Genomic DNA, 20681 nt, shown 5'->3' with positions numbered 1-20681 from the left:
TGTTCAGTCTATCCGGGTCACCGCGTGGGGTCCGTGCCACGCGACAGGTCATCCCAAGAATCGATCGCGTCGACTGCGCCGTCAGCATCCTCATGCGACGGGGCGTCCGTGCGAAAGCGCTTGCCACCGGTCTTCCATTGGTTCGCCGTCAGGAGCACGAACACGGATGTCACAATCAGCAGCACCCAGCCGATCAGTGCGAGCACAGGCCAAGCCGATGGCGTGATCGTCTCGATCAGATCAGCGACCGCTGTTCCTCCCGCAAGCCCCGTGGTCTCGGTCACGGTCGGTGCGACCGCGGAAACAGGCATGCTGATGAGAATCTCGGCAGTCCACCAGGCAAGCAGGCCACCCGTCACAAGCGCCAGCGCCGCGAAGATGTAGCGCAACACGAGGCCGACGATCGCGAGTGCGGCGCCGAGCGCGAGCACGGCGAGGCTCAATGGGGCGAGCAGCGCAATAGCATCCGCTCCCGGCACGAAAATCGGCTCACCGGCATCCGCTCGATCGACCGTCAACCAAGTCTGCGTGGAGGAAATGATGCCGATTCCGCCTGCGAGCAGAAGCCCCATGACGGACATGCTTCGGCCCCTGCGGACGAAACTCATTCCGCGCCGCCTGATTCCGTCCGCTCCGCAGACAGTCCGTCGACGGCTTCGAGATCGGCTGCATCAAAACACGTACGCGTGCCGGTGTGACAGGCAGGACCCTGCTGATCGACGAGCAGCAGAACGGCATCGCCGTCGCAGTCGAGTCGAGCTTCGTGGATGTGCTGCACATTGCCGGAGGTGTCGCCCTTTCGCCAGTACTCCTGGCGTGAGCGAGACCAGTAGGTGACGCGACCGCTGGTCAGCGTGCGACGCAGCGCCTCAGCATCCAGCCATGCGAGCATCAGCACCTCATGGGTGTCCCACTGCTGCACGATTGCCGGAACAAGCCCATCGGCGTTCCAGTCGACCTGTGCGATGCGAGTTTCGAGATCGCTCATCGAACCAAAATCCCTTCGGCGCGCATGGCGTCCTTCACATCCCCCACCGTCAGCGCACCGGAGTGGAACACACTCGCGGCGAGCACGGCATCGGCTCCTGCTTTGATCGCTGGCGCGAAGTCGGTGACCGCACCTGCGCCGCCCGAGGCGATCACCGGCACTGATGACACTTCACGAATGAGACGCACCAGTTCCAGGTCGAAACCATCTCGAGTACCGTCGGCGTCAATCGAGTTCACGAGAAGCTCTCCGGCGCCGCGTTCGATCGCTTCGCGTGCCCAATCGAGTGCGTCCAGCGTGGTCGCGGTGCGTCCGCCGTGCGTGGTCACCACGAAGCCGGACGGCGTCGTGGGTGCGCGCTTGATATCCAGTGAGAGTACGAGAACCTGTGCACCGAAGCGGTCAGCGATCTCGCCGATCAGGTCGGGACGCGCGATCGCTGCGGAGTTCACTCCGACCTTGTCTGCACCGACGCCCTGCAGGCGTGCGACATCGTCCGCGCTGCGTACGCCGCCTCCGACGGTGAGCGGTACGAACACCTGCTCTGCCGTGCGCTGCACGACATCGTAAGTAGTGGCGCGGTCATCGACCGTGGCGGTGACGTCAAGGAAAGTGATCTCATCGGCACCCTGCGCGGCATAGTGCGCCGCCAGTTCGACAGGGTCACCCATATCGCGCAGGTTCTCGAAGTTCACGCCCTTGACGACGCGGCCAGCGGCGACATCAAGGCATGGGATGACGCGACTGGTGAGCGTCATCAGAGCCTCGCAGCGTGGATGGCGGTGACCAGCAGCGCCCGAGCGCCGAGCGCGTAGAGGTCGTCCATCACCTGGTTGATTCCCTTGCGCGGCAGCATCACGCGGACGGCGATCCACTTCGGATCCTGCAGCGGCGAGATGGTCGGCGACTCTCGGCCGGAGGCGATCGCAGCGGCCTGGTCGAGCAGTTCGGCAGGAAGATCGTAATCAAGCAGCACATAACGACGCGCGACGATCACTCCGCGCAGGCGCCGCAGCAGCCTGTCGGTGCCCTCGGCATCGCCTGGCCGGCTGATGAGCACTGCCTCGGATTCGATGATGACGGGGCCGAAGATCTCCAGACCGGCCTGGCGGAGCGTGGTCCCGGTCTCGACGACATCTGCGATTGCGTCGGCGACGCCGAGTTGAACGGCTGATTCGACCGCGCCGTCGAGCGGCACAAGAGTCGCTTCGACGCCGTGCTCACGCAGGAATGCGTCGACGAGGCCGGGGTAAGCGGATGCGATGCGGACGCCAGCCAGATCCTCGATCGAGGAGAACTTTCCGGCAGGGGCGGCAAAGCGGAACGTGGAGTGGGCGAAGCCGAGCGCCTGAATCTCACGTGCCTGCTGGGGAACATCGCGCAGGAGGTCGCGCCCGGTGATTCCGACATCAAGCGCGCCGGATTCCACATATGTGGCGATGTCGCGTGGACGAAGGAAGAAGAACTCGACGTCGTTCGGCGCGTCAACGACGTGCAGGGTCTTGGAGTCTCGACGACCGGAGTAACCGGCCTCAGCGAGCATCTCGGCAGCGGTCTCGGCGAGCGAGCCCTTGTTTGGAACAGCAATACGAAGCATGGGGAACTTTCAGATCAGAGGAGAGGGACGGAGCAGGTCAGAGATGTCGGTAGACATCTTCGAGGCTCAACCCCTTCGCGATCATCATCACCTGCACGTGGTAGAGCAGCTGCGAGATCTCCTCTGCGGCCTCGTCGTCAGATTCGTACTCGGATGCCATCCATACTTCGGCAGCTTCCTCGACGATCTTCTTGCCGATCGTGTGCACTCCGCCGTCGAGCTCGGCGACGGTGCCGGAACCGGCAGGGCGGGTCTCGGCCTTGACGCTGAGCTCAGCGAACAGCTCGTCGAAAGTCTTCACGCTTCAAGGCTAGCGGCTCGCGCGCGCTCTCGAAGCCCGCTGATGGCAGCTTCGATGTTCACCGCACCGTATACGGCAGATCCGGCGACGAATGTGTCGGCACCGGCCTCTGCAGCCTGGGCGATCGTGTCGTCGGAGATGCCGCCATCCACCTGGAACCAGACGTTGGAGCCACGACGTCTGGCCTCGGCGACCAGCGCGCTCAGCTTCGGCATCGTCTCGGTCATGAACCCCTGTCCCCCGAAGCCGGGCTCCACCGTCATCACGAGGATCTGATCGAACTCGTCGAGGATCTCGTACAGGCTGTCGCCGGAAGTACCGGGCTTGATCGCGATGCCTGCGCGGGAACCGATGTCGCGCAGACGCCGTGCGAGAGCCACGGGTTCGGCTGCGGCTTCGAGGTGGAAGGTGACGCTGGCAGCTCCGAGTTCGGCATAGCCGGGCGCCCACCGATCAGGATCGTCGATCATCAGGTGCACGTCCAGCGGCACGGGACTCGTGGCCTGAATGCGCTCCACCATCTGAGGTCCGAACGTCAGGTTCGGCACGAAGTGGTTGTCCATGACGTCGACATGCGCGAAATCTGCGGTCGCGATGCGGGCGAGATCTGCCTGCATGTTGACGAAATCGGCGGAGAGGATGCTGGGATTGATGCGTGGAGCGCTGGGAAGGCTCATCTGGTCATTCTCCGTTCTCAGTGTTGTGACGGTCCGTGCGCTGCAACAGCGCGAGGAACATCGCGTCGGTGTTGTGTCGATGTGGCCAGAGTTGCACGTGACCGGAATCGTTCGAGCCCAGATCGATGGGGCTCTGTGCGATCTGGGTCATCACGGCTTTGGCATCCAGCTCGACGATGTCGTCGCGGCTGCGCAGCACTTCCGCCACCACCCCCGACGTCTCGGCGAGGTGAGGCGAGCACGTGACGTAGGCGACGATGCCACCAGGCGCGAGCGCATCGAGGGCCCCGGCAAGCAACTCCTCCTGCAGGGGCACGAGCGCTGCGACGTCTGCAGGGGTCTTGCGCCATCGCGCCTCTGGTCGCCGACGGAGAGCGCCGAGGCCGGTGCACGGCGCATCCACCAGGATACGGTCGAATCGGCCAGGGTTCGCGGCCGTGAGCTCGCGCCCATCCTGTTCATGGACGGTGATGTCGCCCGGCACGGCCTTCAGCGCTCTGCGCACGAGCCCGGCGCGAGCGTGGATCACCTCGTTGGCCTCGAGCGTCACGTCGTGCTGACGTGCGATCGCGGCCAGCAGCGCGGTCTTGCCGCCGGGACCTGCGCACAGATCCAGCCATAGCTCCCCCGCCGCGATCGGCTTGGCCGCAGTCAGCGCCAGCGCGACCAGCTGCGATCCCTCATCTTGAACGCGCACCGTGCCGCCTGCGGCAGCCATAATCTTCTGCGGGTCGCCGCCTGGCGAGCCGTACGCCGTTGCCGCATAAGGCTTTGCCGGAGCGCCGCGCTCGGCGAGGCCGGGCAGCGCGACGAGTGTGACTTCGGGCGAGACGTTGTCCGCGTCGAGCAGAGCCTCGAGTTCATCGGCGCGTCCCTGAGCTGCAAGAGCACGACGCATCGCACGGATGATCCAGACCGGATGCGCGGTGCGCAGTCCGAGACGCTCATCGTCCGAGCGGGCTTCCTGCTCGATACGTTCCTCCCACTGTCCTGGCGTGTCGCGCGAGATCCGTCTCAGTACCGCATTCGTGAAGCTGGACGGGCCACGCCCGAGGGTGGACGCGACCAGATTCACCGACTCGTTGACAGCGGCATGCGATGCAACGCGCGTGGCGAGCAGTTGGTGGGTGGCAAGTCGCAGCGCATCGAGCACCGCACCGTCGATCTCATCGGCTGGGCGCCCCGCAGCAGAGGCGATGATTGCGTCATAGGTGCCGCGACGCCGCAGAGTCCCGTAGGTCAGTTCGGTGGCGAGGGCGGCATCTTGCGTATTGAGTCCTGCCTCGGCGATCGCTGAGGGCAGGAGCAGGTTGGCGTAAGCATCAGATTCACTGACCGCGCGCAGCACGTCATAGGCGACCCGCCTGGCGGGCTGCACTGGACGACTCTGCGCGGGGCGCGCTGGGCGATTCTGTGCGGGGCGCCGCTGGTCGCCGCTCATGCGCCGGCTCGCAGACTGTCGTCGCCTCGGACGCCGCGCCACCAGTCGGTGGCGCTCATGGATCCCTTGCCTGCGGGCTGTACGCGAGTGACCTCGAGCGGCGTTGTCGCCGTGCCGATCAACAGCGAGTGCTTCGTCGCCGCGATGACGCCGGGCTCAAGCACACCCGCCTCAGACACGTCCACACCGTCGGCGGGAGACGCCGCGAGAATCTTGACTCGAAGATCACCGAAGGTCGTGTGCGCTCCTGGTTCGGGCGTCACGCCGCGAAAGCGTGCGTAGATCTCGTCAACAGGAAGAGTCCAGTCCAGCTGCCCGTCGTCGAGCGTGAGCTTCGGCGCCACCGTGACGTCGCCCTCCTGCGGGCGCGCCGTCGCCGTGCCGGCCGCGATACCCGCCACGACCTCGGCGGTGAGGGCGGCGCCGTCGTGGGCGAGCACGTCAAGCGCAGAATCTGCGGCGGCATCAGGCGGCAGCGGCACAGTGCGCGCCGCGAAGACGTCGCCAGCATCCAGCGCGGCGACGAGCTGGAACACGCTCACTCCCAGCTCTGCATCGCCGGCGATCAGAGCACGTTGCAGTGGCGCCGCACCGCGCCACTGCGGAAGCAACGAGAAGTGCAGGTTGATCCAGCCATGAGTTGGTGTGGAAAGCAGCGGCTCGCGAACCAGTCCGCCGTACGCCACGATCACACCGAGCTCTGGACGCAGCGCGCTGATCCGCCCGGTCGCTTCATCGTCGAGGCGGGCCGCCTTGATGATCGGCAATCCCAACTCGGTGGCAGCCTGCGCGACCGCGGAGGGAGTCAGCACGCGCTTGCGCCCCAGCGGCGCATCAGGGCGCGTGACAACCGCGACGATCTCGTGTGAAAGCGCAAGCGTGCGCAGGGTGGGAACGGCAGCGGCGGGTGTGCCGGCGAAAACAAGTCGCATAAAGGTTCTCCGGAAGGAATGGGTTAGAGCTCTGGATCGAGGATATCGAGGCGCAACGATAGCGGGATGCGGGTGTTGTTCTGCCCTCGCCGGCGCCGTCGCTTGACAGCCTCCGCCACCACAGCAGCGCGAAGGGTTGCAGAAACGGTGCCACCCGCGGCGTATTCAAAGCGGACCAGCGCGCGCACGCGCCCTTCGTCGGTCTCGATCGGCACCGGCCCGAGGACGGCATCGGCGGGCAGCGGCAACTCTCGCAGCGCATCGAGCGCGCGCCCGACGGATTCGGGAAGACCCTCGACGAGGGCAACTCGAGTCGCGGGCGGCATGTGCAGCGGTGTGCGCTCCTCCAGTTCAGAACGCGCGTAGCCCGCCTGGTTCCAGGTGGCGAGTGCTCGTCCGACCGGGCCATCAACGCCGACCAGGTGAATTGGCGCCCCAGGCGCGGCGAGGGCCGCAGCATTGGACCACCAGCGCAGGCAAGACTCGCCGATTCGCAGATCAGGTGCCTGCAGCATCCGCGGGCCGTCCAACAGCACGACAGCGCGGTAGCCGCCCTCTGCCACTGGCTCTGCGCCGCGGGTCGCCACGACAAGCGCAGGTTTCGCGGAGACAGATTCGACCGGATGCGCACCGTCAGCGACGATCACGCGCACTCCTGGAAATGCACGGCCGAGCTCATCGGCGGTGCGCTCACTCCCCGATGATGCGAGGCGCAACTGAGTGGACGAGCATGACGGGCAGGTCCACGCACGTGCAGAGCGCCCGCACCAGGCGCACACCGGCACAGCGCCGCGGTGGCGTGCACCGAGAGGTCCGCCGCAGGGCGCACAGCGAGCAGGAGCACGGCACTGCGCACACACCAGACTCGGTGAGAAGCCGGGGCGGGACACCTGCACGAGTACCGGGCCGTCCTCGGTGGCCTTCCGCGCAGCCCTGAACGCGCTGGAGTGCACACGCTGAGTGGGTGCCTCCATCTCCTGCGAGGTGCTCAGCACCACCTTCGGCAGTAGTCGGCGCCCGGCACGGACATCCTGCAGCCACCCTCTGATCACGAGCCGCTCGACGTCGGTCGTGCGGGTGTGTCCGGCGAGGATCAGAGCAGAGCCCTCTTGCTCCTGGCGAAGAAGGGCGGCATCCCTCGCGTGCACGTAGGGTGCGAGCGGTTCACCCAGCAGCGAGTCGCCGTCGTCCCAGATCGCCACCAGGCCGGCCTGCACCGGAGAGTAGACGGCCGAGCGGTTGCCAACGACAACACAGGGAGCGTCTTCCAGCGTGCGCAAAAACCCGCGATAGCGGTCGGGGTTGGTTTGCCTCGAATCGTGTCGGACGATGGCTTCGCTCGGCAGAAGCGTCTCCAGCGTCGCCAGCAGTCGATCGAGGTCACGGTGATCGGGCACCACGAGAATCGAGGAGGACCCGGACGCCAGCATGCGCGCCGCCGCAGCGGCGAGCAGCTCCGTCCACCGCAACACGCCTTCGCGGATACCAGGGACAGCTTCGACGGCACCACGCTGGCGATCATCGAGCAGTGCGCCGAGCCCGTCGTACTCCTCGATCACCGCGTTCGCGCGTTCGGCAGCTTCGGCCGTGGGCACTGGAGTCGCGGCATCCGCTTTCCACGCCTTCTCGACGCGCACCTGTCGCCTTGGGATGACCAGGCGCAGGATGTCGGATGCGGAGCCCGCCGCACGATCAGCGGTGCGACGCGCGAGACGGTAAAGACGCTCAGGCAGAACTGATACTTCAGAGACGACCGTCTCGACTGTGGACAGCGGACGCTCGGCGTCGTCTTCCTCGGCGACCTCGATCACATAGGCGTCGACGAGGCGTCCTGCGGTACGCAGCGGCACGCGCACGCGCACGCCGATAGGGACATCACCGAGTTCGTCCGGCAGCGCGTAATCGAACAGCCGATCCAGCTGGGGAAGCGGAGATTCCAGCTGCACCCGCGCGATGCGCCGGCTCATCGCCGCGCTCCGCGCAAGCGCATCACAGCCCCGCGGCGCGGCGCAACTCGTCAGCGCGGTTGATGCGCTCCCAGGTGAAGTCGGGCAGTTCGCGTCCGAAGTGTCCGTACGCCGCAGTCTGACGATAGATCGGACGCAGCAGGTCAAGCTCTTCGATGATCGCCTGCGGCCGCAGGTCGAAGACCTCGCGGATCGCGTCGGTGATTGCCTCGTCGGACACCTTGCCGGTGCCGAAGCTCTCGACGTAGAGGCCAACAGGACGTGCGACGCCGATCGCATAGGCGACCTGAACCTCGAGGCGTTCTGCGAGGCCGGCCGCGACGGCGTTCTTCGCCACCCAGCGCATGGCGTAGGCGCCGGAGCGGTCAACCTTCGACGGATCTTTGCCGCTGAACGCACCGCCACCGTGGCGAGCAGCGCCACCATAGGTGTCGATGATGATCTTGCGCCCGGTGAGCCCCGCATCACCCTTGGGTCCGCCCGTGACGAACGGTCCGGCAGGGTTGATGAAGTAACGATCGCTTGCCGGCATCTCAAGACCGGTGTTCTCTAGAACCGGATCGATGACGAGACGCCTGACCTGCTCCTTGAGCTCCTCCTGCGAGATGTCAGGGTGATGCTGCGTGGAGAGTACGACGGCGTCGATCGTCTTGGGCGTGAAGCCTTCGTAGCCGAGCGTGACCTGCGTCTTGCCGTCTGGTCGAAGGAATCCGAGTTCGCCGGAGCGGCGCACCTCTGCAAGACGTTCTGCGATGCGATGCGCGGTGTGCCCTGCCATGGGCATGAACTCCGGCGTTTCGATCGTGGCGAAGCCGAACATGATGCCTTGGTCGCCTGCGCCCAGACCGTCGAGCGCGTCGACGGAGCTGCCATCTCGATGTTCCTGCGCCTGATCCACACCGTGCGCGATGTCGCCAGACTGCTCTCCTACGGAGATGCTCACGCCGCAGGAATCGCCGTCGAACCCGGTCTCGCTAGAGGTATAGCCGATGCTGTTGACGACCTCGCGGACGATGGTCGGGATGTCGACGTACGCCTCGGTGCGGATCTCTCCTGCGACGTGCACGAGCCCCGTGGTGACGAGGGTCTCCACAGCGACTCGTGAGCCGGGGTCTTTGGCGATCAGCCCGTCGAGAATGCTGTCAGAGATCTGGTCGCAGATCTTGTCAGGGTGTCCCTCGGTGACGGACTCCGATGTGAAAAGGCGCAGTGCGCTCATCGAGGAAGCAGCCCTCACTCAGCGTGGCGAATGCGGAGCTTGTCCTCGTTGATCTCGTGGAGCGCGATGGTGAGCGGCTTGTCCTCGACGGACGAGTCGACCAGAGGCCCGACGTTGTCGAACAGATTTCCCTCGTGGAGGTCGGCGTAGTAGTCGTTGATCTGGCGGGCGCGCTTGGACGCGTAGATGACCAGTTCGTACTTCGAGTCGACGCGGGAGAGCAGGTTGTCGATGGGGGGATCGATGATGCCCTTGGTGTGGTGTCCGGCCATGGTGAGACCTCCTGATCAGGCGACGGGATCGTCGCAAAGTCGAATCGGCGGGCGCGCGAATACCCTCAGCGCGCAGTTGCCTCAGACAATTCTACGACCTCGCGCGCTGCTGTGGCGACGTCGTCGTTCACAATGCAGTAATCGAACTCGCCTTGCGCGGCCAATTCGACCTTCGCGGAGCGCAGTCGGCGAGCACGTTCCTCTTCATCTTCGGTGCCGCGACCGATGAGTCTGTGCACCAACTCGTCCCAGGATGGCGGCAGCAGGAAGATGAGCGTCGCCGATGGCTCTGCGGCCCGCACCTGGCGGGCACCCTGCAGATCGATCTCCAACAGAACGGTCTTCCCAGCGGCGAGAGCGGCCTCGATGGGCTCCCGCGGAGTGCCGTAGCGGGAGCGGTTGTGAACGACGGCGTGCTCGAGCAGGGCGCCCTCGTCAATCAGCCGATCGAACTCGGTGTCGTCGACGAAGTAGTAGTGCACACCGTCGATCTCACCCGGGCGTGCCGCGCGTGTCGTCGCCGAGACGGAGAGATGGATCTCCGGATTGTGTTCACGGACGTGAGCGGCGACCGTGCCTTTGCCCACGGCAGTGGGACCAGCCAGCACAAGAAGCCGGCTGCGACCCGAGCGCGGCCGCTGTTCGGGGAATCGCGAGTCGAGCCACTGCATCAGACTGGCACGCTGGCGCACCCCGAGTCCGCCCAGACGCTTGACGTGCGAGATGTCGAGGTCAAGCAGGATGCGGTCGCGCTTGCCGATTCCGATGGCAGGCAGCGCGAGGAGGAAGTCCGTGATGCGCATCGAGCCTGCAACTGATTCAGCATCCGCGAATGCTTCCCGTGCGACGGACTGCGGAGCGACGACGCGCATGGTCAGAGAGCGTTTGACGGCGGCGCGCGCACGGCGACGCTCCACGGCCTTACGGGCTGCGGCGGCGCGATCTACTTCGGGAACGGTGCGCTCAGCCATTCAGAGCCTCCTGGTAGGCCACAGCACGAGATTCGATTGCGTCGACAAGGCCGTCAGGTCCTGCCGAGAGGATGCTGCGACTCTCGGCAACGATGACCATCGGCGCCGAGGCGCCGAATCGTCCGATGAGGTCGGCAGGTCCTGCTCCTTGAGCCCCGAACCCTGGGCCGAGGATGGGTGCGGCCGGAGCGAATGCCGAAAGGCCTGCTTCTGTCCAGTCGACTGTCGCGCCGATGACAATGCCGAGACTCCCCCACTGGCCATCGGGCGTCGCGCGGGCATTGAGGGCGCTGACCTGCTCGATGATCGAGGCAGACACGGTCTGGGTTCCGGTCACTCCAGCACGTGCCTGCTGCACCGTTGCGGCCTCAGGGTTGCTCGTCGCAGCAAGTACGAAGACGCCCTTTCCGTTCGACTCTGCAAGCGCGAATGTACTCTCCAGCGCGCCGACTCCGAGGAACGGGTTTACCGTGAGCGCATCCGCTTCGAGCGGGGACCCCGGTGTCAGCCATGCTGACGCGTAAGCGTCCATCGTGGAGCCGATGTCACCGCGCTTGGCATCCGCGATCACAAGGATCTCTGCCTCACGCGCGGCGCGCAGCACATCTTCCAGTGCAACGAATCCGGCGGAGCCGAAGCGCTCGAAGAAAGACACCTGCGGCTTCACCAGGCCGACGCGGCCTGCGGCCGCGTCCACTGTTCGCAAGCCGAATTCCCTGACACCCGCAGCAGAGTCCGGCAGGCCCCACGAGGCCAGCAGTGACTGGTGCGGATCAATTCCTACGCACAGCGGTCCGCGCGTGCTGAGAGCTGCACGGACCTTCTCTCCGAACCGTTCGGTCACAGCGCGGCCTGCCGTTCGATCGCATACTCCTGGAGACTTTTGACGTTGAAACCCTCGTCCGCAGCATCCATGGCGCTGACTGCGGCACCGAGGACGGCCATCGTGGTGAACAGAGCCTTGTCGGCCGCCACAGCAGCGGCTCGAATTTCGTAGCCGTCGGCGCGCGCAGCACCGCCAGAGGGGGTGTTGACGATGATGTCGATCGCACCATCGTTGATGAGGTCGACGATGTTCTCGCCGCCGTCAAGCGTCTCGCTGTACTTCGCGACGACCTGCACCTTGATCCCGTTGCGGGAAAGGATCTCGGCTGTGCCCTCAGTGGCAACCAGGTTGAAGCCCAGTTGCTGCAGGCGGTGTGCGGGAAGGATCACTGCACGCTTGTCGGCGTCCGCGACGGAGATGAACACCGTGCCGGACGTCGGCATGCCGCCGTATGCGGCAGCCTGACTCTTCGCGAACGCGGTCGGGAAGTCCTTGTCGATGCCCATCACCTCACCGGTGGAGCGCATCTCCGGCCCAAGTACGGAATCGACGATCTTGCCGTCCTTGGTGCGGAACCGCTTGAACGGCAGCACCGCCTCCTTGACTGAGACGGGGGCATCCATCGGTACTCTCGAACCATCCGACACAGGCAACATGCCCTCGGCCTTGAGCTCGTCGATCGTCGCACCGACCATGATGCGGCTGGCTGCCTTCGCCATTGGGATGCCAAGCGCCTTTGATACGAACGGCACCGTGCGACTTGCCCGGGGGTTCGCCTCGATGACGTAGAGCACTCCGGCACTGATCGCGAACTGCACGTTCAGAAGGCCGCGAACGCCCACGCCCTCGGCGATCGCAAGTGTGGCGACACGCACACGGTCGATGTCACTCCGTCCAAGCGAGATCGGCGGCAGAGTACAGCTGGAATCCCCGGAGTGGATACCGGCCTCTTCGAGGTGCTCCATGACACCGCCGATGTACAGCTCGTTGCCGTCGTAAAGCGCATCGACGTCGATCTCAATGGCGTCATCCAGGAACCGGTCCACGAGCAACGGTGTGCCGGGGCCAACAATGACCTCACCCGCCGTGCGAACGAAGTAGTCACGCAAGCTCGGGGTGTCGTAGACGATCTCCATGCCGCGACCACCGAGCACGAAGCTCGGACGCACAAGCACCGGGTAGCCGATGTCTTCGGCGATCACCACCGCACCGTCTGCGTCGATGGCGGTGCCATGACGCGGCGCGACGAGGCCAGCGGAGTCGAGCAGCTGAGAGAACAGCTCGCGCTCCTCAGCGATGTCGATGGCTTCCGGGCTGGTGCCGAGCACGGTGTAGCCAGCCGCCTCGATACCCTTGGCGAGCCCGAGCGGCGTCTGTCCGCCGAGCTGGCAGACGACACCGAGGATGGTGCCGCTCGCGGCTTCCGCGTCAAGCACTTCGAGCACATCCTCCAGCGTCAACGGCTCGAAGTAGAGCCGGTCGGAGGTGTCGTAGTCTGTCGAGACCGTCTCGGGGTTGCAGTTGACCATGATGGTCTCGAAGCCTGCATCCGACAGTGCGAAGGACGCATGCACGCATGAATAGTCGAACTCGATGCCCTGGCCGATACGGTTCGGGCCAGAGCCGATGATGACGACCTTCGTTCGCTCTGACGGCACAATTTCCGTCTCGAAGTCGTAGCTCGAGTAGTGATACGGCGTCAGGGCCGGGAACTCGCCGGCGCAGGTGTCAACCGTCTTGAAGACCGGGCGGACACCGAACCCGTGACGCTGGCTCCGCACCTCTGCCTCGCTGATGCCTCGAATCTCGGCCAGCTGCGCGTCGGAGAAGCCGTGCTCCTTCGCGTAGCGGATCGTCTCAGCATCGAGTTCAGCGGCAGTGCGCACGGTCTCGGCGACCTCGTTGATCAGCACGATCTGGTCGACGAACCAGGGATCGATCGCAGTAGCCTCGAATGCTTGCTCGACGGTAGCGCCCTTGCGGAGAGCCTGCTGCAGTACGACGATGCGGCCATCGGTCGGTGTCTGGGAGATCTCCAGGAGCTCCTCGAGACTGCGCGTCTCCTCACCCCAATGGAAGCTCGATCCGCGCTTCTCCAGCGAGCGGAGCGCCTTCTGCAAAGCTGTTGCGTAGTTGCGACCGAACGCCATCGCCTCGCCCACCGACTTCATGGTGGTGGTCAACGTGGCATCTGCCGCCGGGAACTTCTCGAATGCGAAGCGCGGCACCTTGACGACGACGTAGTCCAGCGTCGGCTCGAAACTCGCCGGGGTGACACCCGTGATGTCGTTCGGGATCTCATCGAGACGGTAGCCGAGCGCGAGCTTCGCGGCGAGCTTCGCGATCGGGAAGCCTGTCGCCTTAGACGCCAGCGCGCTCGAACGGGAGACGCGAGGGTTCATCTCGATCACGATGATACGACCGTTGCTGGGGTCGACCGCGAATTGGATGTTGCATCCGCCGGTGTCCACGCCCACTGCGCGAATGATGTCGATGCCGATGTCACGCATCTGCTGGTACTCACGGTCAGTGAGCGTCAGCGCGGGCGCCACGGTGATCGAATCGCCCGTGTGAACGCCCACGGGGTCGACGTTCTCGATCGAGCACACCACGACCGTGTTGTCGGCGGTATCGCGCATGAGCTCGAGCTCGTACTCCTTCCAACCGAGGATGGACTCCTCCAGGAGCACCTCGTTGGTCGGCGAGTCGTGGAGCCCTGCACCGGCGATGCGGCGAAGGTCGGTTTCGTCATAGGCAAAGCCAGATCCGAGTCCACCCATCGTGAAGCTCGGGCGGACGACCAGCGGGTAGCCGAGTTCTGCGGCACCGGCGAGAACCTCGTCCATGGTGTGAGCGATACGGCTGTCAGCGACATCAGCACCCGCATCGAGAACCAACTGCTTGAAGATCTGGCGATCCTCGCCCTTGTTGATCGCCTCGAAACTCGCGCCGATGAGCTCGACATCGTACTTCTCGAGGATGCCGTGGTTGTGTAGCTCGATCGCGGCGTTCAGTGCTGTCTGCCCACCCAGTGTGGGCAGAATCGCGTCTGGACGTTCCTTCGCGATGATCGTCTCGATCACCTGCCACGTGATCGGCTCGATGTAGGTGGCGTCAGCGAAGTCCGGATCGGTCATGATCGTGGCTGGGTTGGAGTTCACGAGGATGACGCGCACGCCCTCCTCGCGCAGCACACGGCATGCCTGCGTTCCGGAGTAGTCGAACTCAGCAGCCTGACCGATCACGATCGGGCCAGAGCCGATAACGAGGACGGAGTTGATGTCGTCGCGCTTTGGCATTAGTTTTTGTCTCCCTGGGTGGCGATGACCAGATCGCGGAAACGGTCGAAGAGGTAGTTGGCGTCGTGCGGGCCGGCTGCGGCCTCGGGGTGGTACTGCACCGAGAACGCGGGGATGTCGAGGGCACGCAGGCCTTCCACCACGTTGTCGTTCAAACCGATGTGGCTGACCTCGACCTGGCCGTAGCCGTTCGGGCTTTCGAAGGATCCCTCAAGAGGCGCCTCCACAGCAAACCCGTGGTTGTGGGAGGTGATCTCCACCTTGCCGGTGACCTTGTCGAGCACGGGCTGGTTGATTCCGCGGTGTCCGAACGGAAGCTTGTAGGTGTCGAGGCCGAGCGCACGGCCGAGCAACTGGTTGCCGAAGCAGATGCCGAAGAAAGGAAGTCCCTCATCGAGCACGCTGCGCAGGAGAGCGACGTGATCGCCGGAAGCCGCGGGGTCGCCAGGGCCGTTCGAGTAGAACACGGCCACCGGGTCGATCGCGCGGATCTCCTCAATCGTCGCGCTCTGCGGCAGAACATGAACTTCGAAGCCGCGTGCGGCGAGGTTGTCGATCGTGGCCTGCTTCACACCGAGGTCGAGCACGGCGAGGTTTCCGACCCGGTCCCCCAGCGCAGTCGTCACGGTGACGACGTCGACCGAGACCTGGGCCGACAGATTCTGTCCGCTCATCTCGGGCACCTGCTGCACAATACGCAGTTGCTCTTCTGGGTCGACCGCGGCATCCGCACCGGAGAAGATGCCTCCGCGCATGGAGCCGGCCGATCGGATGTGACGTGTGATGGAGCGTGTGTCGATGCCGCTGATGCCGACGATGCCGTCGCGAACGAGGATATCGTCGAGAGAAGCGTTGGCGCGCCAGTTGGACACCACGCGTGAGGGGTCGCGCACGATGTAGCCGGCGACCCAGATGCGTCGGGACTCTGAGTCCTCGTCGTTCATTCCGGTGTTGCCGATATGAGGCGCGGTCTGCAGGACGATCTGTCCGGCGTAAGACGGGTCGGTGAGCGTCTCCTGGTAGCCACTCATGCCGGTCGCGAAGACGACCTCGCCCAGTGTGGTTCCCTGAGCGCCGTAGGCGCGGCCCGTGTGACGTGTGCCGTCTTCTAAGACGAGGACGGCGGGATCAGGCAGTGTCATGACGTGGCTCCTGAGTTATCAGCGGGGATCAGCCGCTGCAGTTCTGAAATGAGGTTGTTGGGGTCACCGGCGCTGACACGCAGGTACGAGTCGACGATCGTTGAGTCATCGATCTTCCACGCCAGGCGCACAAGCCCACCGGGTTCGACAACGCGGTCGATGGTGACGGATGCGCGATCTACGGTGACGATCTTGGCTGAGGCGAGGAACACCGTGGGCGAGCCATCCAAGCAGAGTGCGGCGCCGCGATCGGTGACCGCGAGCTCACCCCGCGCACGATAGGCCAGCGGCTTGATCGCCAGACGCTCGAGTGGCTGGTCGTGGCGGGTGGTCGATACGTAGAGCACTTCGTGGCGCGCGAGAACCTCGGCATGTTCGGGAACACCCAGCGGGGCGTCATGCACGGAGTCACGACGCAGACGTCGGCGCCACGCAAGGTACATCGTCAGAAGGATCAGCAGCGCGACCCCGATGGTGATGGCGATGGCGATGTCACGCATGCTCACGCGTAAAGCTCCTCGACGACGGTGCCGGCCTCGACGGTGACGAGACCATGATGGATGGTGTACTCGACGCGACCGGGCAGGTCACGACCGAGATAGGGAGAGTTCTCGCTGCGACCGTGCAGGTCAGCAGTGGTGAACGTGCCTTCGATGCGGGGATCGTAGAGGGTGATCTGAGCGGGTTGCCCGGCTTCTAGCGGTGTGCCGTGACCATCCAGCTGCCCGATGCGAGCGGGTGTTGCGCTCATGACGCGCGCAACATCGTTCCAGCCGATCAGACCGGTCTGCACCATCGACTGATGCACGACGCGCAGCGCGCTCTCCAGGCCCACCATTCCGTTGGCGGCCGCCTGCCATTCACAGGCCTTGCTCTCGCTGGGGTGCGGGGCGTGGTCTGTGGCGACGATGTCGATCGTGCCGTCGGCGAGTCCCTCGCGCACGGCGAGCACGTCCTCTTCGCGGCGCAAAGGCGGGTTGACCTTGTAGCGCGCGTCGTAGCCGCGTACGAGTTCGTCGGTCAGCAGCAGGTGATGCGGGGTGACCTCAGCAGTGACGTTGATGCCGCGCTTCTTGGCCCACCGGATGATGTCGACTGACCCTGCCGTCGAAAGGTGGCAGACGTGCAGCCGCGAGCCGACGTGCTCAGCCAGCAGCACATCGCGGGCGATGATCGACTCTTCCGCGACGGCGGGCCAGCCGGTGAGGCCCAGCTCGGCCGAGACGCTGCCCTCGTTCATCTGGGCGCCTTCGGTGAGACGCGGATCCTGAGCGTGCTGTGCAATGACGCCGCCGAAGGACTTCACGTACTCGAGTGCACGGCGCATGATGAGCGGATCGAACACGCAGAAACCGTCGTCGCTGAAAACGCGGACCTTCGCGCGTGAAGTGGCCATCGCGCCGAGCTCGGCGAGTCGCTCGCCCTTCTGGCCGATGGTGACTGCGCCGATCGGCTGCACCGTGGCGTAGCCTGCGGCCTCGCCTAGGGCGAGTTCCTGCTCGACGACACCTGCGGAATCCGCGACGGGCGAAGTGTTCGGCATGGCGAAGACGGCGGTGAACCCACCAGCTGCTGCGGCCTTCGTGCCGGTGAGGATGGTCTCGGATGCTTCGTAGCCTGGCTCACGAAGGTGCGTGTGCAGGTCAACGAGTCCGGGCAGGGCGATCAAGCCTGCAGCGTCGATGACACGGGCGCCTGAACGGCTGAGGCCGGTGCCGATCTCAGCGATGATGCCGTTCTCCACCACAATGTCGGCGCTCGCGGCGCCAAGCAGCTGAGCGCCGGTGATCACGAGGGTCTCGGTCATTGGTCTTCCCCTCGTTCGTCGTTTCGTTCTCCTGCAAGCAGCAGGTACAGCACAGCCATGCGTACAGACACCCCGTTGGTGACCTGTTCCAGCACGGTGGAGCGCGGAGAATCTGCGGCTGCGGAGGAGATCTCCAGGCCGCGATTCATCGGCCCTGGGTGCATGACAATGCTATCGCTCGGAAGCGATGCTGCGCGCACAGCATCCAGTCCCCAACGCCTGGAATACTCCCGCTCACTCGGGAAATATGCCGCGTTCATACGCTCGAGCTGGATGCGGAGCATCATGACAGCGTCGGGCCCCTCGGCGAGAGCCTCGTCCAGGTCGTAGAGCACGCGCACCGGCCAGTTCGAGACGTTCTGAGGAACGAGGGTCGGTGCCGACACCAGAGTGATCTCGGCGCCCAGTGTTGCGAGCAGCCAAACGTTGGAACGGGCGACCCGTGAGTGCAGCACATCGCCGACGATCACGACCTTGATTCCGGTGAGATCTTGACCACGGCTGTCGGCGCCGAAGCGGCGTTTGCGGATGGTGAAGGCATCCAACAGCGCTTGAGTCGGGTGCTCGTGTGTGCCGTCGCCGGCGTTCACGATGCCGGCTGAGATCCAGCCGCTCGTCGCGAGCGTGCGCGGCGCTCCGGATGCCGGATGACGGATGACGACGGCATCCGCTCCCATCGCCTGCAGCGTCTGCGCGGTGTCTTTCAGGCTCTCGCCCTTGGAGACGCTGGAGCCCTTGGCCGCGAAGTTGATGACGTCAGCGGAAAGACGTTTAGCAGCGGCCTCGAAGGAGATGCGGGTGCGTGTCGAGTCTTCGAAGAACAGGTTGACCACGGTCTTGCCGCGCAGAGTCGGGAGCTTCTTGACCTCGCGTGACTGCGTGTCGGACATGTCTTCGGCAACGTCAAGGATGCGCAGGGCCGTCTCGCGGTCGAGCGTCTGAGTGTCGAGGAGGTGTCTCATGCTTCGATCGTCACCTCCTCGGCGCCGTCGTACTCGCGAAGGCGCACGTTGACACGCTCTGCGCGGGACGACGGAATGTTCTTGCCGACGAAGTCGGGGCGGATCGGCAGCTCCCGGTGGCCGCGGTCGACGAGGATCGCGAGACGGACCACGGATGGCCGTCCGATCGACTGGATCGCGTCGAGGGCGGCACGGATGCTGCGACCGGAGAAGAGCACGTCGTCGACGAGGACGACCGTCTTACCCTCGATACCCCCGGCCGGGATATCCGTCGGGCGAGGCGACCTGGTCGGATGCTTCGCGAGATCATCGCGGAACAGCGTGACATCCAGCGAACCGACCGGAACCGCGGTTTGCGCGATGTCACTGATCAGAGCGCCGAGGCGCTGCGCGAGGGCTACGCCTCGAGTGGGAATGCCCAGCAGGACCAGATCGGCTGCTCCCCGATTGGACTCGAGGATTTCATGGGCGATACGGGTCAATGCCCGCGAGATATCGGCTTCTTGCAGCACAGTGCGCGTGCTCATTCGCCGCTCCCTTCTCCGCCTCTCTGGACGGTGTTAAAGGTTGCTTGTGCGTTCAGTCTACCGGGTCGGCCCACTCCCGAAATCAGGACCTTGTCCCGAGATCAGGAAGAATCCGCAGAATCGTCCTGATCTCGGACTGTCGTCCTGTTTTCGGCGAGTCAACCGGCGGACTGCGTCGCCCGGATCTCATGGCCGGTGGTGCTGAGGCATTTCCCGGTCTTCAGATCCCATTTCCAGTCGTGCATGCTGCAGGTGAGCACACCGTCCTCGTCGACCTTTCCGGTCTTGGTGAGGTCCGCGCGCAGGTGCGGGCAACGACGCTGAACGGTCCAGTCGCCGATCTCGGCATCCTCGGTCTGGTCAGTCTGCTCGGAGTACCAGTTCTCGACGTACTCGATGCGGTCCACGGACAGGCACTTCAGGAATGTGGTGAGGAACTCGTTGAACTTCCCACTGCGGCCGACCGAGAACTGCATCGAGAGGAAGATCGAGTTCGACCAGTCGATCTCGTGGTCGGCGATGTTGGTCGACACGAGATCGGCGGGGATCGTGTACCAGTAGATGCACTCTTCGCCTGCGTACTCGCGAACTTTTGCCTTGGGGAAGTCGACGACCATATCGAGATCGCCGATGCGGAATCGAACGTTTCCCCCGACACCGAGTCGGATGGTGCGAGATTTCTTCAGCAGCGGCTCCCACCATGCCTTGATCGCAGCGAGCATCTCTGCGGGGGGAAGAACCTCGGCACGGGATGCTTCCTCGTCGAGGATCTCCTGCTGACGGCTGGCGCGCTGAGATTCGAGGTACTCCCACTTCTCATCGAAGATGTGGGCGATCTCAGCATCCGTGTAAAGCGACTGCTGCATCGACAACTTGCCGCCGTTCAGCGTCACAACGGTGCCGGGAACGAACAGTTGCCCGTCATACTGCGGCGCCTGTTCCTTCAGATGCGCGAGGAACTGCTTCTGATCCGTGAAGATTGAGTCGTTGTCCAGACCGAAGCCGTTGTACTTGAACAGATCGTCCCGCAGGAACATCGGCGGGCCGGCCATTGGGAAGACGTACGGCGCATCGACCTTCTCGATGTAGAACATCGCGCGCTTGTTCTGCGACTCACGCTTAAGCCGTGCGAAGTTCTGCTTGGCGTCCTGCGGCAGGTCGTAGACCATCGGCCACCAGATGGCTCCTGATGTCTGAGTGAAGTAGGCATCCGGCTTGCCGAAGCTGAGCAGCGCGTCCAGGTCCAGCGGGTGCGAATCGTTCTGATTGAGTATCGAGGCGGTACCGTCGTCGACGCTCAGCGAGGAGTCGCCGATCGGACCATCGCTAGGAGCACGCAGCGGGGTGATCATGATCTTCAGGTCACCGCGCTGGATGACCTCGCCCGCCGGCGCATAAGTGATGTTGGTGTAGCCCAGCGCGCGGAGGTCCTGCTCGAGGTCATCGATGGGGTAATCCGGGAGGAGTACTTCGATGTCCTTGCGGATGTAGCGCTCCAGGAGCGCCTTATCGAAGTGATCGCGGTGGCGGTGCGAGATGTACAGGAAGTCCGCTTCGCGGCCGAACTTCGCCCAATCGAGCCCTCGGTTGTCAGGGAACGGGAACCAGGATCCGTAGAACGACGGTCCGAGAACGGGGTCACAGATAATGTTTCCGCCGGCCGTCTCGATGAACATCCCGGCGTGGCCGAGTCCCGTAATCCGCATTGCACTCCTTCTGAACTGAACCCTGCAATTCTACCCAGAGGGCTCTG

19 protein-coding genes and 1 pseudogene are annotated in these 20681 nt (G+C 64.6%); all 20 read right to left on the bottom strand.

Annotation, left to right across the window (positions count from 1 at the left end):
* Positions 1–17: 17 nt before the first annotated feature.
* The 20 genes and pseudogenes from AC1C2O_RS02905 to AC1C2O_RS02810 all read right to left on the bottom strand — a co-directional run bounded on the left by AC1C2O_RS02905 (position 18) and on the right by AC1C2O_RS02810 (position 20634).
* A complete protein-coding gene (locus tag AC1C2O_RS02905) occupies positions 18–572 on the bottom strand; it encodes a Trp biosynthesis-associated membrane protein (RefSeq protein WP_495428949.1) in 555 nt (184 codons plus the stop codon).
* 32 nt (positions 573–604) lie between these two features.
* Entirely contained in the window at positions 605–988 is a 384-nt protein-coding gene (gene hisI / locus AC1C2O_RS02900; protein ID WP_495428947.1) for a phosphoribosyl-AMP cyclohydrolase, read from the bottom strand.
* On the bottom strand, positions 985–1746 hold the full coding sequence (gene hisF, locus AC1C2O_RS02895; protein ID WP_495428945.1) for an imidazole glycerol phosphate synthase subunit HisF: 762 nt from the start codon (positions 1744–1746) through the stop codon (positions 985–987). The genes hisI and hisF overlap by 4 nt, the downstream gene beginning before the upstream one ends.
* Positions 1746–2585: an ATP phosphoribosyltransferase gene (hisG, locus tag AC1C2O_RS02890; protein ID WP_495428943.1), complete on the bottom strand. Its 840-nt coding sequence runs from the start codon at positions 2583–2585 to the stop codon at positions 1746–1748. The genes hisF and hisG overlap by 1 nt, the downstream gene beginning before the upstream one ends.
* A 37-nt stretch (positions 2586–2622) precedes the next feature.
* Positions 2623–2886, bottom strand: coding sequence for a phosphoribosyl-ATP diphosphatase (locus AC1C2O_RS02885; RefSeq protein WP_495428942.1), 264 nt, complete (start codon positions 2884–2886; stop codon positions 2623–2625).
* Positions 2883–3563, bottom strand: coding sequence for a ribulose-phosphate 3-epimerase (gene rpe, locus AC1C2O_RS02880; protein WP_495428940.1), 681 nt, complete (start codon positions 3561–3563; stop codon positions 2883–2885). Before rpe ends, AC1C2O_RS02885 begins: the two co-directional genes overlap by 4 nt.
* Before the next feature lie 4 nt (positions 3564–3567).
* Positions 3568–4941 (bottom strand): RsmB/NOP family class I SAM-dependent RNA methyltransferase, encoded by a 1374-nt coding sequence (locus AC1C2O_RS02875; RefSeq protein ID WP_495428938.1) that lies wholly within the window; start codon positions 4939–4941, stop codon positions 3568–3570.
* Positions 4942–5000: 59 nt separating this feature from the next.
* Positions 5001–5936 carry a methionyl-tRNA formyltransferase gene (fmt, locus tag AC1C2O_RS02870; protein WP_495428936.1) on the bottom strand — a complete coding sequence of 312 codons (936 nt, stop codon included), beginning with the start codon at positions 5934–5936 and terminating at the stop codon, positions 5001–5003.
* Positions 5937–5959: 23 nt separating this feature from the next.
* Positions 5960–7903: a primosomal protein N' family DNA-binding protein gene (locus AC1C2O_RS02865; RefSeq protein WP_495428935.1), complete on the bottom strand. Its 1944-nt coding sequence runs from the start codon at positions 7901–7903 to the stop codon at positions 5960–5962.
* A gap of 22 nt (positions 7904–7925) precedes the next feature.
* Positions 7926–9122 (bottom strand): methionine adenosyltransferase, encoded by a 1197-nt coding sequence (gene metK, locus AC1C2O_RS02860; protein ID WP_495428933.1) that lies wholly within the window; start codon positions 9120–9122, stop codon positions 7926–7928.
* Positions 9123–9136: 14 nt separating this feature from the next.
* Positions 9137–9394 carry a DNA-directed RNA polymerase subunit omega gene (rpoZ, locus tag AC1C2O_RS02855; protein WP_439278207.1) on the bottom strand — a complete coding sequence of 86 codons (258 nt, stop codon included), beginning with the start codon at positions 9392–9394 and terminating at the stop codon, positions 9137–9139.
* A gap of 65 nt (positions 9395–9459) precedes the next feature.
* Complete coding sequence (gene gmk / locus AC1C2O_RS02850) at positions 9460–10365, bottom strand: guanylate kinase (RefSeq protein ID WP_495428931.1); 906 nt, start codon at positions 10363–10365, stop codon at positions 9460–9462.
* Positions 10358–11209, bottom strand: coding sequence for an orotidine-5'-phosphate decarboxylase (gene pyrF / locus AC1C2O_RS02845; protein ID WP_495428929.1), 852 nt, complete (start codon positions 11207–11209; stop codon positions 10358–10360). Before pyrF ends, gmk begins: the two co-directional genes overlap by 8 nt.
* Entirely contained in the window at positions 11206–14490 is a 3285-nt protein-coding gene (carB, locus tag AC1C2O_RS02840) for a carbamoyl-phosphate synthase large subunit (protein WP_495428927.1), read from the bottom strand. Before carB ends, pyrF begins: the two co-directional genes overlap by 4 nt.
* A complete protein-coding gene (carA, locus tag AC1C2O_RS02835) occupies positions 14490–15632 on the bottom strand; it encodes a glutamine-hydrolyzing carbamoyl-phosphate synthase small subunit (RefSeq protein WP_495428926.1) in 1143 nt (380 codons plus the stop codon). The genes carB and carA overlap by 1 nt, the downstream gene beginning before the upstream one ends.
* Positions 15629–16132 (bottom strand): PH-like domain-containing protein, encoded by a 504-nt coding sequence (locus tag AC1C2O_RS02830; protein WP_495431656.1) that lies wholly within the window; start codon positions 16130–16132, stop codon positions 15629–15631. The genes carA and AC1C2O_RS02830 overlap by 4 nt, the downstream gene beginning before the upstream one ends.
* 2 nt (positions 16133–16134) lie before the next feature.
* A complete protein-coding gene (locus AC1C2O_RS02825; RefSeq protein ID WP_495428925.1) occupies positions 16135–17439 on the bottom strand; it encodes a dihydroorotase in 1305 nt (434 codons plus the stop codon).
* Entirely contained in the window at positions 17436–18401 is a 966-nt protein-coding gene (locus tag AC1C2O_RS02820; RefSeq protein WP_495428923.1) for an aspartate carbamoyltransferase catalytic subunit, read from the bottom strand. The genes AC1C2O_RS02825 and AC1C2O_RS02820 overlap by 4 nt, the downstream gene beginning before the upstream one ends.
* Positions 18398–18931: pseudogene (pyrR, locus tag AC1C2O_RS02815) on the bottom strand (bifunctional pyr operon transcriptional regulator/uracil phosphoribosyltransferase PyrR); the annotation flags it as partial. The pseudogene pyrR and the gene AC1C2O_RS02820, both read right to left, overlap by 4 nt.
* Positions 18932–19086: 155 nt before the next feature.
* Positions 19087–20634, bottom strand: coding sequence for a Rieske 2Fe-2S domain-containing protein (locus tag AC1C2O_RS02810; RefSeq protein ID WP_495428922.1), 1548 nt, complete (start codon positions 20632–20634; stop codon positions 19087–19089).
* Between the last annotated feature and the right edge of the window lie 47 nt (positions 20635–20681).

Source organism: Microbacterium sp. Y355 (assembly GCF_059445345.1).
The sequence above is the reverse complement of the archived record's forward strand: the minus strand, read 5'-3'. Positions and strand labels throughout refer to the sequence as shown.